The organism is Psychrobacter sp. N25K4-3-2 (assembly GCF_015351755.1).
Taxonomy (GTDB): domain Bacteria; phylum Pseudomonadota; class Gammaproteobacteria; order Pseudomonadales; family Moraxellaceae; genus Psychrobacter; species Psychrobacter glaciei.
The window spans coordinates 920,995-936,958 of the sequence record NZ_JADKLX010000001.1 but is presented as its reverse complement, the minus strand read 5'-3'; the positions used below and the strand labels follow the sequence as shown (position 1 = coordinate 936,958).

The 15,964-nt window shown below is 44.0% G+C and carries 14 protein-coding genes; 5 read left to right on the top strand and 9 right to left on the bottom strand.

The genetic code is table 11. The features are described 5' to 3' along the window. Positions 1–20 precede the first annotated feature (20 nt). From IOD06_RS03705 to IOD06_RS03690, 4 genes are all read right to left on the bottom strand, one after another. The gene (locus IOD06_RS03705) at positions 21–764 is read right to left on the bottom strand and encodes a lysozyme inhibitor LprI family protein (protein ID WP_194619197.1); all 744 of its coding nucleotides are present in this window, start codon (positions 762–764) and stop codon (positions 21–23) included. 7 nt (positions 765–771) lie between these two features. After that, positions 772–1,419, bottom strand: a complete 648-nt coding sequence (locus IOD06_RS03700; protein ID WP_194619195.1) for an aminodeoxychorismate/anthranilate synthase component II — start codon at positions 1,417–1,419, stop codon at positions 772–774. Positions 1,420–1,497: 78 nt separating this feature from the next. Beyond that, complete coding sequence (locus IOD06_RS03695) at positions 1,498–2,910, bottom strand: anthranilate synthase component I family protein (RefSeq protein ID WP_194619193.1); 1,413 nt, start codon at positions 2,908–2,910, stop codon at positions 1,498–1,500. Between the two features lie 87 nt (positions 2,911–2,997). Further along, positions 2,998–3,273, bottom strand: a complete 276-nt coding sequence (locus IOD06_RS03690) for a Trp family transcriptional regulator (RefSeq protein WP_194619191.1) — start codon at positions 3,271–3,273, stop codon at positions 2,998–3,000. Between the two features lie 486 nt (positions 3,274–3,759). On the opposite strand from IOD06_RS03690, the gene IOD06_RS03685 reads away from it, so the two are divergent. After that, positions 3,760–5,847 (top strand): TonB-dependent receptor, encoded by a 2,088-nt coding sequence (locus IOD06_RS03685; RefSeq protein WP_194619188.1) that lies wholly within the window; start codon positions 3,760–3,762, stop codon positions 5,845–5,847. 163 nt (positions 5,848–6,010) lie between these two features. Beyond that, positions 6,011–7,348 (top strand): PepSY domain-containing protein, encoded by a 1,338-nt coding sequence (locus IOD06_RS03680; RefSeq protein ID WP_194619187.1) that lies wholly within the window; start codon positions 6,011–6,013, stop codon positions 7,346–7,348. Positions 7,349–7,781: 433 nt separating this feature from the next. On the opposite strand, the gene IOD06_RS03675 is transcribed toward IOD06_RS03680, so the two are convergent. From IOD06_RS03675 to IOD06_RS03660, 4 genes are all read right to left on the bottom strand, one after another. Then, positions 7,782–8,552: an ATP-binding cassette domain-containing protein gene (locus IOD06_RS03675; RefSeq protein ID WP_194619186.1), complete on the bottom strand. Its 771-nt coding sequence runs from the start codon at positions 8,550–8,552 to the stop codon at positions 7,782–7,784. 14 nt (positions 8,553–8,566) lie between these two features. Next, on the bottom strand, positions 8,567–9,649 hold the full coding sequence (locus IOD06_RS03670) for an iron chelate uptake ABC transporter family permease subunit (RefSeq protein ID WP_194619185.1): 1,083 nt from the start codon (positions 9,647–9,649) through the stop codon (positions 8,567–8,569). An 85-nt stretch (positions 9,650–9,734) separates the two neighbouring features. Beyond that, positions 9,735–10,835, bottom strand: coding sequence for an ABC transporter permease (locus tag IOD06_RS03665; protein ID WP_194619184.1), 1,101 nt, complete (start codon positions 10,833–10,835; stop codon positions 9,735–9,737). Between the two features lie 57 nt (positions 10,836–10,892). Beyond that, positions 10,893–11,918: a siderophore ABC transporter substrate-binding protein gene (locus IOD06_RS03660; protein WP_194619183.1), complete on the bottom strand. Its 1,026-nt coding sequence runs from the start codon at positions 11,916–11,918 to the stop codon at positions 10,893–10,895. Positions 11,919–12,442: 524 nt separating this feature from the next. Here IOD06_RS03660 and IOD06_RS03655 point away from each other — a divergent pair. From IOD06_RS03655 to IOD06_RS03645, 3 genes are all read left to right on the top strand, one after another. Next, a complete protein-coding gene (locus tag IOD06_RS03655) occupies positions 12,443–13,396 on the top strand; it encodes an energy transducer TonB (RefSeq protein WP_194619182.1) in 954 nt (317 codons plus the stop codon). A 116-nt stretch (positions 13,397–13,512) separates the two neighbouring features. Beyond that, the gene (locus IOD06_RS03650; RefSeq protein WP_194619181.1) at positions 13,513–14,202 is read left to right on the top strand and encodes a MotA/TolQ/ExbB proton channel family protein; all 690 of its coding nucleotides are present in this window, start codon (positions 13,513–13,515) and stop codon (positions 14,200–14,202) included. 82 nt (positions 14,203–14,284) lie between these two features. After that, positions 14,285–14,686: a biopolymer transporter ExbD gene (locus tag IOD06_RS03645; RefSeq protein WP_194619180.1), complete on the top strand. Its 402-nt coding sequence runs from the start codon at positions 14,285–14,287 to the stop codon at positions 14,684–14,686. A 438-nt stretch (positions 14,687–15,124) separates the two neighbouring features. On the opposite strand, the gene IOD06_RS03640 is transcribed toward IOD06_RS03645, so the two are convergent. Further along, positions 15,125–15,661, bottom strand: a complete 537-nt coding sequence (locus IOD06_RS03640) for a DUF2799 domain-containing protein (protein ID WP_227669864.1) — start codon at positions 15,659–15,661, stop codon at positions 15,125–15,127. Between the last annotated feature and the right edge of the window lie 303 nt (positions 15,662–15,964).

The following is a 15,964-nucleotide window of genomic DNA, read 5'->3' as shown; positions in this document are numbered from 1 at the left end:
TACTAGGGCGTATCCTAAATTTAATCAATCCACAAAAACCACGCTTGTTCTCGGGTATCATTCTGCTGAATAAAGCACACTTTTTCAGCTTGGGTTCTTGGTTGATGTTTGACGTCGGCACCGCAGTCTTTTGAACGCTGTTTTATCCATTCTACTTGCTCTTGTCTTAAGCTGGATTCCATTTTCTTACCATATAAGCGTCTGACTTCATCTCGAATGCCGCGATAGCTATCATTCAGTTCTTGATCAGAGCTTTTATACCTATCATTAATAAGTCCGACTTGTGACGCTAACGGCAAATAAGTAGCATTTTCTTTGTAGGAGAAAGTACCGCTATCTGTCGTCCAGTTACTGGCTACGTATAGCTCATTATTTGATGGCTCTATAAATCCGTTGAAATCTTCCCCCTCAAAAGTATAACCCTGAAATCCACAAGGAGTCACGCCATCTTTGCATAAACTATGCTTGGTCTTAGCAGGATAAAGCTTAATGGCATAGGGCGATTTATCCAGTCTTTCATTGAGCAGTTTCGTTTGCAATAACTGTCCTAAATCTGGAGCGACCAATAGCATGTCATCGCAAGTCACATGCCCTTCTGCGCAGCCTTCATAGAGGTTCAAACGTTGACCTTGGATGTCCATACCTAATATAAATGTTGCTTCCAAAGGTGCTACGGCTGAGCTAAAAGAAGCGGCTATCATTAGGCCAGAGAACAATGTGATACGTCTGAGTGAGCAAGATGCAATTAAGGGCATGACAAACATAATGGATTTATACCTGCATTAAAAAATTACTCAATAGACGCTTAGCACCTTCAGTCGCAAATGACTCAGGGTGAAACTGAACACCTTGAATTGGATAATCTTTGTGCGCCAATCCCATAATCTCATCACCGGTCAATGCGGATTCATCAAAGCTCAAATCCACACGGCTGTCATTGGCGACCACAGAAGTAATCGTAAGGCAGCTTGGTATAGTATCGGCTTTTACGATTAGTGAGTGATAGCGCATGATCTCAAGCTCTTGCGGCAGGCCTTGATAGATACCTAAACCATTATGGCGAATCGATGAGACTTTACCATGCATCGGTACGCTGGCACGCACCACATCACCACCGAACACATGAGCGATACCTTGCATACCCAAGCAGACGCCTAGTAATGGCACAGTTTTACCCAGTGTCTCGATGACTTCTGCACAGATACCAAAGTACGCTGGATCATCGGGGGAGCCAGGGCCAGGTGAGATGATGATTCTATCCAGATTCATCGCTTGCACATCTGCTAGGGTGATTTCGTTATTGCGTTTAACGATGACGCTGGCTTCTTTATCACTGTCTAAGGTTTGCAAAATCTCACCCACATATTGGTAGAGATTGAAGGTAAACGAGTCGTAGTTATCAATAATTAAAACATTCATAGGTCATAAACTCTTTTGTAAAAATATAGCTAGGTAAAATATGGTCAATGTACGAATTACGGTTGGTACAAATTACAGTTACATAAAGCTGTCTAATACGACTTTCATCGCAGACAGTTTACGCTGAATCTCTAAGTATTCATCGGCTGGGTTTGAGTCATAAACGTTGCCACCACAAGTTTGGGCATAGGCAGACTCGCCATTGATGAATAGACTGCGAATAGGAATGGCAAAGATACAATCACCATTGAAATTAAACGAGCCTAATGCGCCGCCATAAGCACCGCGTCCGTCTGGCTCTAGCTCATTAATCACTTTGATGGCTTCTACTTTAGGCGCACCTGATAGGGTGCCAGCAGGGAAGTTGCTGGCAAGGGCACTAAACATATCTTCATCAGGGTGCAAGATACCAACGATTTCAGAAGAAATATGCTGCACGTGTGAGAAGCGTTTGATATCCATCAAGCTACGGACTTTTACCGTACCAAATCGTGCCACACGGCCGATATCGTTACGATGCAAGTCGACTAGCATATTGTGCTCGGCAATTTCTTTGTCGTCGTTGAGTAGTGCGCGGGCAAGTTTACGGTCTTCGATCACATCAACCCCGCGCTTGGCAGTTCCTGCGAGTGGGTAGGTTTCCATTTCACCCTGACGTAAGCGAAATAATAGCTCAGGGGAGGCGCCAATGATGCACTGCTGAGCAAATTTCATAAAATACATATGCGGCGATGGATTGACGGCGCGCAGCTTTTCATAAATGGGCATCTTGTCGCCAGCGATACGATACTTAGACTTAAAGCCTACTTCACACTGAAAGATACGCCCAGCGATAATGTCTTCTTTGACCTGCATGACGACATTGGCATGCTCCTCTTGGCTCATGCCATCACCTAAGAACTCGACTTTCGGCGCTTCATAGCTAGGCGTTGGCTCATTGAGTAGGGCCTTGATTTGCTCAATACGGTTTTCTTGCTGAGCGGTCGGGTAATAAAAATAGAAAATTTCCCCCGTCATTTTATCTAATGTCAATCCATCTAAATACACGCCAAACTTAAATGGCTCAAAATCTTCGCTGGCTTTTGCATTGAGGCTAGGCTCAAAGAAGTTCACGCAGTCATAACCCAAATAACCGACCAGACCGCCACTTTGATCGCGGGCGATGACATGCTGCGGCGTGATGGTACGGAGCAGTTGATAAGGGTTGTCAGTTTGATAGTGGCTGGTTTCAGCGGTTTTATTATCGGTAATGGCAAGCGTAGTGCGGTCTAATGCCGCTATGGTCGTGACAGGATCAAAACCTATCGCATGATGGCGTGAGATATGGCTGTCTTCGCCCAATGATTCGAGCAAATAGCAGGTATCAAAAGCGCTCTCGATGCGTTTGAATAGCGCAAAGAAATCAATATCTTGCGTAAGCTTAATACGCTTTGGTTTGCTCGGAATATCAATAGGAGCAGGCTTGGTCTGTATGCGAGTAATAGAGGTCATAACAAAGTCCGAAATTCATCAAATGTGTGTCGATTAATAAGTAAGAAAGTAGCAATTAAAAAGGTGGATAGTGCTGAAATAAGTGGCTTAAGAGCGACTTCTATGAGTGGTCAGTAACGCGCTCACGTCATGGCTTTGCTTGGCCTTGGCACCGCGAGAGACAGTGGCGATACCAACGCCTAGCTGCTCAGAGATATCACGTTGCGTGATGCCGCGATCAAGCAAATCAAAAATCCGAATACGGTTGGCAATGTCGTGCTGCTCTTTATCCGTCAGCAGTGCACTGAGCAGCTTGTCGATATCTGAGCTATCAGTACAGTTCGTCAAATGTTTCACTAAGCTCTGATAAGGATCGGTAGTCATAATAGGTAATCTTAGCCAAAGAAAATAGATAAGTCGCTCATCGAGTAATTTTTCGCTGAGAACTATCTTGTTTCAGTATTCTAGTACAGTAGTACAAGAAAAACAAGTGCTAGCCCATATCGTTATTATTGATCAAGACACGCCCTAGTTGATCTTTCATCAATGCTAAATCAGCCGTGCTTATAGCCCTGCATACCTTTGTATTTGTAATTATCAAAGCATCTCATTGTATATTCGTGCTTGATCAGAATTATTCATGCAAATTTTTATATTAATTATTGCCAAATTGTTAATACTTCGTTATTATGCCTCTCATTATTTAAACGCTAATAATTATCATTAACATTAATAATGTTATTCGCACGATGAGTCAAGTGTTTTAAAGTATTAAATCTTCTGATAGGCACTATTTCAAAGGTTATCTAACGACCTTTGAAAATAATTCTAAAAATTCTAATTTCTGATAGTCAATAAAGTGAGTGTGTTATGCGCGAAGTAAAGTTATCTAGTCAATTGACGGTATTGTCAATGGGTGTCGCAGCAGTATTATGGACGCAAGCTGCCAGTGCCGCAACGGCAGCAGATATGCCAAATACGACGTTACAGACTATCACCGTAACAGCGAATAGCTCAGTACGTAACGCTGTACAAGAAGACTCTGTTTATATAGATGACTATACGCCAGCGGCACAAGCCAGCCACTTGAGCGATTTTCTGGACGTTGTGCCAGGAGTAAGCGTGGGCGGTACATCATCGGTCAACCAACGTATTCGTGTACGTGGTCTTGATGATACTAATTTAAAAGTAACGATTGATGGCGCACGTCAAGAAGGCGCGTTGTTCTACCATATGGGTGATGTCACCATCGATCCAGATCTGCTAAAACAAGCAGAGGTATCAGTCGGTAATAACTCAGTGACGCTAGGCAATGATGCTATCGGCGGTGCGGTTGCTTTTGAGACAGTTGACGCGGCAGATTTACTCAAGCCTGGTCAAAAAGTAGGTGCTAAGCTTCATACGGGTTATGCTAGCAACAATGATGAACTGCTAACCTCAGCCACTGTTTATGGTACGCCAACAGAAAATATTGATTTACTGGCTTATTATGGCAAGCGTGATGCCAATGCTGGCGAAGACGGCAAAGGCCGTGACATTCAAACAAAAGACAGCGAAGGCGAAAATATCCTATTGAAAGCTGGTGCTTATGTCGGTAGTGATCATCATGTAGGTGCTAGCTTCAGCCGTACCGAAAACAAAGGCAAGTTCCCATTACGTCCAGATTTTCCTGCTGGTGGCTGGAACCCAATCATTCCGCAGGAAGTCAAACGCGATACCTACGCGCTTGACTATGCCTATAGTCCTGCCAACCAGTTGGTCAATGTAGACGCCAATGTCTATCAGACCAGCACGCAGATTTTGCGTAACTCTGATGGCGAGCCTGGGTTTGAGTTTGATGCAGAAGTAAAAACCACAGGCGGCAAAGTACAAAACACCAGTATCATCGATAGCAGTATCATCAATGGTGTGCCAGGGGTTCATAAGTTAATCGCTGGGGTTGAACATTACAAAAAAGAATCTGAGATGACACGCGACTTTGGTAACACCAGTACCGATGAAGCGACCAATACCTCAGTCTATCTAGAAGACCAATGGCAAATGGGTAAGCTTAGCTTAACGCCAGGTGTCCGTTATGACCGTTATGAGTCTCCAGAGTATGTATCTGCTGGCAAGACTTATGACAATGTCGTTGGCGCATTAGCTGCTAGTTATGAGATTGCACCACGTACCCAAGTATTTGCGAGCTATACTCAGTTGTTTAATGGTCCAGACCTTAGCCAAACGATTTTTAATTCCGATGGTGTTGATACCTATGTGAACAATGATCTAAAAGCAGAAGAAGGTGACAATGCAGAAGTCGGTATTGCTACAACGCTGCGCGGGCTGACTATGGCTGATGACTCTCTTAAATTAAGTGCTAAATACTTTGAAACCAATATCGAAAACTATATTGAGTTTGTACGTGCAGGTGGTAGTAGAACTGGTATGAATTGCACAACTGGCCAACTAGGTACAAGTGCTGCCCCTGAAGCCTGCCAAGGTGTCATTAATAATGACGAAGATTTCAAAATCAAAGGGGTAGAGCTATCAGCCGACTATCGAGCAGATAACTTCAACATGGGTCTAAGCTATGCTCGTGCGCGTAGCAAAGGTGAAGATACTGGTTATAATATTTCTTCTGTCAGTGGTAGTGGCTCTGAGTCTGGCGACAAGTACATGGTCAACCTGGGTTACGCTCCAACCAACACTACCGAGCTTGGCTGGCGCAGTACTTATGTAGCCGATGTGACACCGAATACCGCTGGTGATGACAACGAAAAACCAGGCTATGACGTGCACGATATCTTTATGACTTATACGCCAACTCAAATCGAAGGTTTAAAAGCCACATTAGGTGTATACAATATCTTTGATGAGACTTATGCGAGCCATGCGTCACGCAATTCTATCGATGATGCCTATACTGATTTTGAGATGGGACGTAATATCAAAACGTCTTTAACGTATCAGTTCTAATTTAGGTTATCTAGTTTAAGTCTAATAGTACTTATCAAGTCAGCTGTCTTTACATGAGAGCTGGCTTTTTATTGCCTATTAGCTTTTAAATTGGCTACAACAGCAGTGACGTGCTAACTGATAAGTACCTACTAAAACAACATATGACAAAGAACCAAGACCAATGATTTCACTTAACCCTCGCCAAGCCTGCCTTTGGATTCACCGTTATACGGGGCTTGCCATGGCAGCATTTTTAATTATCGCCAGTATCACTGGTGCACTATTAGCTTTTCATGACGAGCTGGACGATGTGTTCAATCATAAACTAGCTCAGGTCGACGTCCAAGAGACACCGCAACTGCCTATCGCCACGCTTCATGATAGAGTCATCAGTGCCTATCCAGAACATACCTTTTCTAGCATGCCGACGTCGATAGCGATGGACAGGTCGGCAGTATTTTCGGTAGATAGAGTCCGAGGTAAGACCGCCGAAAATCAACCGAAAGCACCGTTTCAAGAAGTGTATGTGAACCCCTATGACGGTAATATCATCGGTACTCGTGATAGAGATGAGTGGGCATGGCGTAATACCATGTGGAAAGTGTTTTGGTTACATCGCGACTTATTGCTTGGTGACATTGGTAAATGGGTCTTGGGCATTGTCTCACTGGTCTGGACTATCAATTGCTTTATTGGTTTTTATTTAACCTTTCCACGAGCGGTTAAATCAAATAAAACCAAGCAAGCTTCTAACAAAAAGCGCGCCTCGCTTTTTAAACGTTGGCTACCTGCTTGGAAAATTCGTCGCAAAACCAATCTCTTTAAGCTCAACTATGATTTACATCATGCTTTTGGTTTATGGCTTTGGGTTATGCTATTCGTCATTGCGTGGTCAAGTGTCGGATTTAATTTAAAATCCGTCTATCAGCCAGTGATGCAAGCTGTTGTCGGATTGACCCCAAGAGAAGGGCGACCAACTACCAAACCTGAGCCGAATAAAACAGCAGAACAAAACAGTCGTGCAGATGGGAGTGCACATTCAAATACGGGGGTCAATAATCGCTTAAACGATGTGGATGTAATCACTCATGTGGTGAATAAGACCAATAGCATTGCCTATTTAAGCGCACAAGCCGATAGTGTAGCGCAACAGAACGGCGTGTCTGTGCAGCAGCTGCTAGGTATTCGCTGGGTCGAAGAAGACAAGCAATGGCAGATGCGCTTTAAAACGGATAAAGATATCGGTACGCACGGTGGCGCGTCATCTATTACTGTTGATGCGGCAACAGGCAATGTCGAGCGCGTCAATTTTGGTTATCAAAATACCTTTGGCAATAAAGCAGACCAATGGCTATCAACCTTGCATATGGGGCAGATCGGTCAAGGGTGGAGTCATCGATTGTATCAAGTATTTTTGGCGATGATTGGACTGGCTGTAGCAGTATTATCAGGGACTGGTGTTTATCTGTGGTGGAAAGGTCGTCAACAGCGCTTAAAAGCGATGCAAAAGGGTAGGTAATATTGCCAGATTTCTAAGGTAGGCTTTTAATTCAGTAAATAGCTATGTACTGCATTAAAGGCATGCCCTAGTTATCACTTGAATTGCAAAAATATTGTGTATGCTATCGAGACAGTAAAAATGAAGTAAGCAAACGTCTCACCTAGCATGACATTTCTATGCCAGCTATTATTTTCGTCATAGTTTTTTGTGTAATCTACGGAAGCAATATCTTGAGTAAAGTCCATAGGAATAACGACTAATCTTAGAGCATACAAAGTGAAACCTAACCAAGTCAGGGTATTTGCTATGTCTTTATCTACAGCAGAAGACAGGCACAGACAAAAGCTAATCACTAAAATTAATAGAGATAGATTTTTATAGTTTATCCATCGATTATTCAATAGAGCTTTATGCATCGACAATTCCTTTTTTCGTTTGCAAAATTCTGTACTTAAACCGCATCAACAATCACTGGACGACCTTGATGGTTTAGCACGGTCACATCGACATTGTACAATTCTTTCATGGTCTCTTGCGTAATGACATCGACTGGCTGACCAACAGCCATCACTTGTCCTTCTTTCATCGTGACCACTGTATCAGCGAATTGTGCGGCTTGATTGATATCATGTAAGACGATGACGACGGTCTTCTGCTGACTGTGGCTCAGCTCTCGTAGCTCACGCATTAGGCGACCAGCGTGATACATGTCCAAATTATTCAGCGGCTCATCGAGCAATAAATAGGGTGTATCTTGGCAGACAATCATAGCAATCAGTACGCGCTGGCGTTGACCACCAGACAATGTCGATAAGAAGCGGTCGGCCAACAGCCCCAGCTCAAATCGCTCGATAATCTCTTGTACTTTTTGCTGATCGTCAGTAGTCGGTTGTCCCTGATGATAGGGATAACGCCCAAACATCAGCAGCTCATGTACACGCAATCGACCTTGCACTTGATTGTCTTGGCCAAGCATCGCCACTGTCTTAGACAACGTCCGAGCATGACAACTGACGATATCACGTTCCTCATTATTTACAGCGAAACTCACTTGTCCCGACTGTAGCGGTTGCAGGCGTGACATAACTGAAAACAAGGTAGATTTACCAGCACCATTAGGGCCGATCAAAGCAATGACTTGTTCGCTTGGTAGAGACAGCGTAATGTCATGTAGAATTTGCTGTTTGCCAATATGGTATGAGATATTATTTAGTTTAATCATAGTGCTTCTTGTCTTTATTTACGTTGTGTCGTAAAAATTAATAATAAGAATACCAAGCCGCCCGCGAGTTCAATCACGACTGATAACACACCTGCCATACCCAGTACTTGCTCAAAGATGGTTTGACCGAGTACCAAGCAAATCATAGCGACCAGACTGACCAATATCAGCCGCTCGCTGTGGTACATATGACGGGCGATACGATTGGTCAATGCACATACCAATAAGCCAAAGAACGTCACAGGGCCGACCAAAGCCGTAGCAGTGGCGACCAATATAGCGATGACCGTTAATAGGCCAAATGCGAGACGTTGATAATGGATACCAAGGTTAATAGCTTGGGACTTACCGAGCATCAACACATCACACTGATAACGCCAGCGCCAAACAAATATCGCAGTGATAGCACAGATAAATAAGCTGATACCCAGCAGCTGCGGGTTGACCGTATTAAACTGTGCATAGCTGGCAGATTGCACCACCACAAAGTCATCAGGATTAATCAGCCGTGCAATCAGGGTTGATAAACTGCGAAACAACACACCAAAGATAACACCGACCAATATCAACCGCGTCAAATCTTGACTGCTTTTTGAGAATAGTAGTTTAAATAATAATAACGACGCGCCAAACATCAAGACAATCTCAAGCGTGAACTTGGCAAGAGGGTCGATACTGGTAAAGCTAATCGCACCCAAAAAGAAAACCAATAAGCTTTGCAATAGAACATAGAGCGAATCAAACCCGAGTAGGGAGGGGGTGAGAATCGGGTTGTGCGTTAAGGTTTGAAACAGTAGTGTCGACACTCCGATAGCATAGCCGACCACCACTAATGCCAGCAGTTTTTTGCCACGTAATGGTAGGGCAAAGCCCCAATGTCCGTTGACGTTGAGTGTCAAAAATAGCAACATTGAGATAAGTAGAATAATGGCTGCGATGGATTTTGGATGCTCAGCTATGAATGCCCAAAATTTTGCCAACTGACTCTGAATAGCAGAGGTGGAATATGGGCTGTCTGTTGAATATGAGCTATCTATCGCTGTGCTGGTTTTGGTAGCACCAGTCTTTGTGGCAGTAAGCTTAGTTGATGAGAACATACAAAAATCCTATGGTGCCAAGCTTATCTAATAAAGCAAAAAATGAACGACGGTAAATAAGTGCCGAAAGTGAATAAAGACCTTGCTACTGCTCAGCTGGGGCGCGCAATAGTAGCCATAAAAACAGCACCGTACCGACCACGCCAAATACCGTCGCGACAGGCACTTCGAACGGATAGCGAATCGAGCGCCCGATAATATCGCAGAGTAGGACGGCTGAGGCACCGAGCAATGCGACTGCTGGCAAGCTACGACGTAACTTATCTCCCATCAATCGGCTGACGATATTAGGCACGACTAAGCCGATAAAAGGAATCATCCCAACAGTGACCACGACGACAGCGCTCATCATTGCGACCATACCCACACCAAGCCAGGTGACCTGCCGTTTACTAATACCCAAGTTCAGTGCGATATTATCGCCAAGTCCCACAATGGTGAGCTTATCAGCGATGATATAAGCCAAAACACACAGACCTCCGGTCAGCCATAGCAACTCATACCGACCGGCTAACACGCCAGAGAAGTCACCAAACTGCCAAACGCTTAGCATCTGTAGCGATTCGGTTTGATAGGCAATGAAAGTGTTAACCGCTTCGATAATGCCGCCAAAGACAATGCCAATCAGTGGAATCATCAAAAAATCCGTCGGCGGAATACGATGAATCAGCAGCATAAACAGCATCATGCCAAATACGGCAGCGATGGTCGCCACGCCCATTTTGACAATGAGTGCGCTGGCTGGAAATAGCAGACTAACCACTAGCAAACCAAGTGCGGCACTTTGAGTCGCACCGACCATGGATGGCTCTACAAAGCGGTTTTTTAGCACCACTTGAATAATCATCCCAGCCACTGCCATCGAGATACCAGTCAAGATAATCGCAATAGTGCGGGGGAGTCGGCTGACTAAAAAAAGCGAGCTATCAGAGTTGGCGCTATGATTGATAAGGCTGTGTAGAAAACCGGACCATGAAAAATCAGCCACACCAATCGATAAGCTCAATAACACCAAAAGCCCCATAATAATGAGGCTTGCTGTATTAATTAACCACGGTGGTATGACGGCACGTCGATGTTTAGAATTGAGACTGTTGCCAGTGCTTCTTTTCCAACTTGATGTTGCCGCTGGCAAAGAAGTATTAGCTTTAACGCTGGCATGAGCGCGAGAGGAAAATAACGACATAACGTCTACTGGCTTATTAGTATTTGATTAAAAATATGGCTTGTATGGTCATCGCTTTTATTTCGCGTTAGCGAAGGCTGTCTTAATCGTCGTTAAATCCTGCATCCACTGATAATAACCGCCAAAGGCAAGATATGAGTCTGGGCTAAGGTAAACCACCTGCTGCTTGCTCCATGCGTTGGTTTGCGCGACCAACGGATTGTCTAACACGGCTTTGGCACCAGCGCCATCTTCCCCAATGGCGGCACTGCGATCGATGACGAATAGCCAATCTGGATTGGTCTTTTGTAAGTACTCAAAAGATATTGGCTGACCATGACGACCTTCTTTGATTTGATCATCAGCGATGGGTACGTTTACGACATTATGAATAAAGCCGTAGCGTGATTCAGCACCATATACAGACATTTTATTGCCATTGACCATGACCACTAGGCCAGTACCGCTGTCTTTGGTGACGGCTTTGGTTTCTTCAATCAAACCGTCAATATCTTGTTGTAATCTAGCGGCTTGTTCACTTTTGCCAAACAATGCGCCTAAATCGGCCAAGCGGCGTTTGCTTGACTCATAAATATTGGCCGTATCAATAGACATGTCTAGTGTTGGGGCAATGCTAGAGAGCTCGTCATATTTTTCAGCCATACGTGAGCCAACTAAGATAGCTTGCGGCTGCATAGCATTCAATGCCTCAAGATCTGGCTCAAATACCGTACCGACGCCTGCAGGTGCTGGTTGATTTTTGGCTTGTAAGTTATCTAGAGGTGTTGTGGCTGGCGCGCCATCAATAGCCACATCAAGCGCTGCCAAATCCTGCATCAATGTCATGTCATACACCACGATTGGCGATGGGTTTACTGCTAACTCGACGTCTCCTTTTACGGTATCCACTGTGATAGTGCTAGCAGCGCTGTTGTCAGCAGTTTGATTTTCAGTCGTGGTATCTGTTGGCTCAGAGTCCGTTGATTCTGGTGAGCTACAGCCTGCCACACTGATACTAGCAACGAGTGCGGTCGTCATAGCAGTCAGTAATGGGCGTTTAAAAAAGGTGCTAGGAGAGCGGTTAGACAATAAAGCGATAGACATAAATAACTCGGTATATTAGCTGGTTGGACAACGTGTAAATAAAATGATTGGCCATATGAAAAGAAAAAGAGCTTATCTAGCGTGATGCTCCACGCTATACAATGCTCGACGGTATTACTTTAAAAGTCATGTTTTTTTATTGATTGTTTTTTACGCTTAAATATAGAGACGCTTATATTATTAAGACAAGCCCTAATATCTTGAAAATTTTTATATTATAAGATGGGCAATCAATCAGTGGCTATGATAAATTAATTGAGACTCATTATCAATACAAATGATAATGAGTTTTATTAACGTTTCTGTGTTTATTGATTTTGACTGCCTCAACACAATAAGTTTCGATAGCGATATTCGAGATAGGATAGCCGAATGACTAAGCAGATTTTTCTTTTCAAATAATGCAAATTATTGGTTCAGCATTTACCTGATAAGCAAATCATTATAAATTTATTATTGATAATAGTTATCGTTTGCATTATTATCTACGCCATTCTACCTCGGTTAATTAATATTAGGGTGTTATGAGTTCAACGGATTTAGACGCGCCACCACTCAAATTGATACTCGCGGCTATTATTATAGTGGTGGGCTTGCACGTGCTGACAGCAGTCGCATTAGTGGCGATCAAGACCCCTGAGATAAAAGTTGAACCAGAAAAAGACACGCCACCTATCGAGATCGAGATGGTGACGTTACCGGCTGAAACGAAAGAGCCAGAGGTTGCGATGGATACTGCTGAGCCTGTAAAACCTATACAGCCACAGCCTAGGTCTGTCACTACCACTAAACCTGAAATAGTGAAAGAATCTCAGCCGCTAGCGAAGACTAAACCAGCTGTCAAACCAGTGGTAACATCAGAAAAGCCTAATTTGAAGCCTAAAACGAAGGCGCAACCTGATACAACAAAGGCTGTGGAAAACGAACCTTTTAAACATGAAGTAAAACGGCAAGAGTCGATATCAACAGCTCAAGCAGATGCTTTAGCTGCTGATAACAACCGTAAGATATTGGCAGCACAAGCTAAAAAAGCCGCACAAGAAGCCCAACAATTAGCCGATGCCAAAGCTGCCCGAGAGGCTCAAGCCGAAGTGGATGCCAAAAAAGCAGCAGAAGCAAAAGCGGCCGCAGAAGCCGCTGCTCGTGCAAAAGCACAGGCCGCCGCTGCCGCCGCAAGTAATACTCCTGTGAACTTCACAGCGACCAATGCCAATTGGGCGTCACGACCGAACTTTAGTTTTCCGACTAGTGCGGCACGCAGAGCTAGGTCAGGTGATAAATTGACTGTCGTTTTAGTGTTGCGAGTAAATAAGCAGGGCGGGATTGATAATGTACGCGTTGCTCAATCTTCTGGTAATAGATTATTAGACCAAGCTGCACAAAAACAAGCTGACTCTGGCAAGTTTAAGCCCTTTACCGAAGCTGGTGTGCCAGTGGTAGGCAACGTGACCTTGCCGATCGAATATGTCGTTCCTTAACCATAAGCATTTTGACCCATTATTTATATATGGCACTAATATCGTCGCTGTCATCTGCATAGATTTATTAGCTGCAGCGAGACTAGATAATAAAACAATACTCTAAGGAGTCTAATATGGACTTTATGCAATACTGGCAAATCAGCGACATGGTGACAAAAACTTTGTTCTTTTTGTTGCTGGCTTTATCTATCCTCTCTTGGGTGACTGGCATTATTCGTGTGCTACAAAGCCGCAAATTGGCCGTCAATGTTGCAGATGATTTGAGTCAACAGATTCAGATAAAACAGGCCGAGATGATAGCCGCAGATACCTCTACTCGCCGTGTGGTTACTGAGCAGACCCTGCTCAAGCATATTGGTCGTTATCGCTTTGCCAGCGAGCGTGGATTGCCTATCCTTGGGACGACGGCAGCGATTGCGCCGTTTATTGGCTTGTTTGGGACAGTATGGGGTATTTTCCATGCACTGCATAATATCGGTATGAGTGGGCAAGCGGGCTTGGGACAAGTGGCAGGGCCAGTTGGTGAGGCACTTATTATGACAGGTTTGGGGATTGCCGTGGCGATTCCAGCAGTGGTGTTTTATAACCTTGCAGTGCGTATCAACCGCCGTGTGATGTATCACGCCAACGACAGAGCGCATGACTTATTGGCACATTCTGTCGAGATGGTAGTCACACAGCAGCCCTCAATAGACAGCAAGTCTACAGTTGCCCAAGATTCATTGGCAAAAAGTATGCACTCAAACGCAGCAGATGCTCAGCAAGTGACGCATTATCAGAGTTCAGCTGCGTCGCAGCCTTAACAATTATCCATTGATGAAACAGTCCGTTAGGCGAGAGCCAAACGAGCTGTATTGCGAATAACCAAATGTATTGAGAGTGATTATGGCATTTCAATTGGGCGATGATGATAGTCAAAGTATGAATGAGATGAACCTCATTCCGCTTATCGACATCATGCTGGTATTGATGATTATATTTCTATTGACGGCGACCGTCTTGAATCCGACGGTGCCATTAGAGTTGCCGAAGACCAATGCCGAGGTCAATGAAACACCGCCAGAGGCTATTCAAATCAGCATTGATAAAGACGCAGGGATATTTTGGGACAGCGATGCGATTAGCATGGAGGAGCTAGAGGCACGGTTACAACAGCAAAGTGCCGCGGGTAAAGATCCTTCTGTACAATTGCGTGCTGACAAAGACAGTAAGTACGACACTGTCGCTCAAGTGCTCGCCGCTGCCAGTCAGGCTGGTCTTAGTAAAATAGCTTTTGTTAACGAATAAAGTAATTTGCCGTGCCTAATACCGTGCTTATATTAAGAAGCTTATCAGTAAAATTAGCAGGCTGAGCGATATAAACCTAGCTAAGGTCTCGACATTATCGTCGGTTTACGCCTAGTTTGATGCGATTTTAGCGATCAGCAGTCCTAATATTTGAATGTTCAACAGACCCCAAGATAATAATAAGAATAATTAAAATAATAAACTTTTTTCAACCTCGCTAGGGTAACCTTGCGAGGTTTCCTTTAATGCAAAACTTATTTAATACACTGTCCCGTTTGCCACAATATCTCGTTCAATTATCGTTATCTTGATTTCGATATGGTTTTTTGAAGGGATAAGAAGCTTCATATGGTTAGCAAGGATGACGATGTTTAGCAGAATTTAGCCATTTTAAAACCACTAAATATACAAATGTGCTAATTGATGACACGCCCTAGATTACCAACCATAGACAAATGGACTATAACCATAACGACCAGCAGGTCCGTAGGCAAATGGATAGGGTGTGCGTAGGTAATCAAGATCACGCTGGCGAATATAATAGTAGCGTCCTTGAGAGTAAGCTTCTTCCAACTTCTCGATGCCCTCAAGGGGACAGACAGGCTGCCAGTCATAGCCTTCGCGACCAATTTTATAAGCATTAAGCTCAGTGCAGTAATTTTTTAGACCTTGCTGTCGACCTTGTTCCCATTGAATGCGGTTGGGGCTAGCACCGCCGACGCTGGCGCATTGATTGGTATATTGACCAAAGTATGCGCCCGAGCGTCCACGGATGCCATCGGTGTAGCCGACTTCTTGCCAATTGCTGCTTTGGCACTGCTGCGGTGTGAGACTTTGGGTCGTGGCACAGCCTGACAGGGTGAATAATGCGGCGCTCATCAGCGAAAAGACGATACTGGTTTTACTCATGAATTTATTCGTCAGTTTGCTGGCTAAAAGAGCGGTTGATGAGTTTGACTCAATAAGATAATTCATAATAAACCTGCGCGCGTCTAAAATTATGGTTTATCATAGCACTTTTTGCTGCGTACAACTTTTTGTATCTTGTTATTAAACTTATTTTTTTTCGTACTAACTGATTGATATGCCAGTATAAATAGTAGGATTGCTGGGTGAAATGCATTTGCCAATCAAGTGCCAATCAAATGGCAATCACCTGATTATCGACTAATCCCTTTATGAGCCCTGCTTGATTTTTTATGGTTCGTGCTTATTATAAGGACGGGTACGACAAATCACTGGTCAGTCAGTTACTCGTTAATAGGTTTTATGATAGAT

Excerpts from the sequence above, each read along its gene's own strand:
- IOD06_RS03675 (WP_194619186.1), bottom strand. The coding sequence starts at position 8,552 with ATGATTAAACTAAATAATATCTCATACCATATTGGCAAACAGCAAATT.
- IOD06_RS03705 (WP_194619197.1), bottom strand. The coding sequence starts at position 764 with ATGTTTGTCATGCCCTTAATTGCATCTTGCTCACTCAGACGTATCACA.
- IOD06_RS03695 (WP_194619193.1), bottom strand. The coding sequence starts at position 2,910 with ATGACCTCTATTACTCGCATACAGACCAAGCCTGCTCCTATTGATATT.
- IOD06_RS03645 (WP_194619180.1), top strand. The coding sequence starts at position 14,285 with ATGGCATTTCAATTGGGCGATGATGATAGTCAAAGTATGAATGAGATG.
- IOD06_RS03655 (WP_194619182.1), top strand. The coding sequence starts at position 12,443 with ATGAGTTCAACGGATTTAGACGCGCCACCACTCAAATTGATACTCGCG.
- IOD06_RS03660 (WP_194619183.1), bottom strand. The coding sequence starts at position 11,918 with ATGTCTATCGCTTTATTGTCTAACCGCTCTCCTAGCACCTTTTTTAAA.
- IOD06_RS03640 (WP_227669864.1), bottom strand. The coding sequence starts at position 15,661 with ATGAATTATCTTATTGAGTCAAACTCATCAACCGCTCTTTTAGCCAGC.
- IOD06_RS03680 (WP_194619187.1), top strand. The coding sequence starts at position 6,011 with ATGATTTCACTTAACCCTCGCCAAGCCTGCCTTTGGATTCACCGTTAT.
- IOD06_RS03700 (WP_194619195.1), bottom strand. The coding sequence starts at position 1,419 with ATGAATGTTTTAATTATTGATAACTACGACTCGTTTACCTTCAATCTC.
- IOD06_RS03685 (WP_194619188.1), top strand. The coding sequence starts at position 3,760 with ATGCGCGAAGTAAAGTTATCTAGTCAATTGACGGTATTGTCAATGGGT.
- IOD06_RS03650 (WP_194619181.1), top strand. The coding sequence starts at position 13,513 with ATGGACTTTATGCAATACTGGCAAATCAGCGACATGGTGACAAAAACT.
- IOD06_RS03690 (WP_194619191.1), bottom strand. The coding sequence starts at position 3,273 with ATGACTACCGATCCTTATCAGAGCTTAGTGAAACATTTGACGAACTGT.
- IOD06_RS03665 (WP_194619184.1), bottom strand. The coding sequence starts at position 10,835 with ATGTCGTTATTTTCCTCTCGCGCTCATGCCAGCGTTAAAGCTAATACT.
- IOD06_RS03670 (WP_194619185.1), bottom strand. The coding sequence starts at position 9,649 with ATGTTCTCATCAACTAAGCTTACTGCCACAAAGACTGGTGCTACCAAA.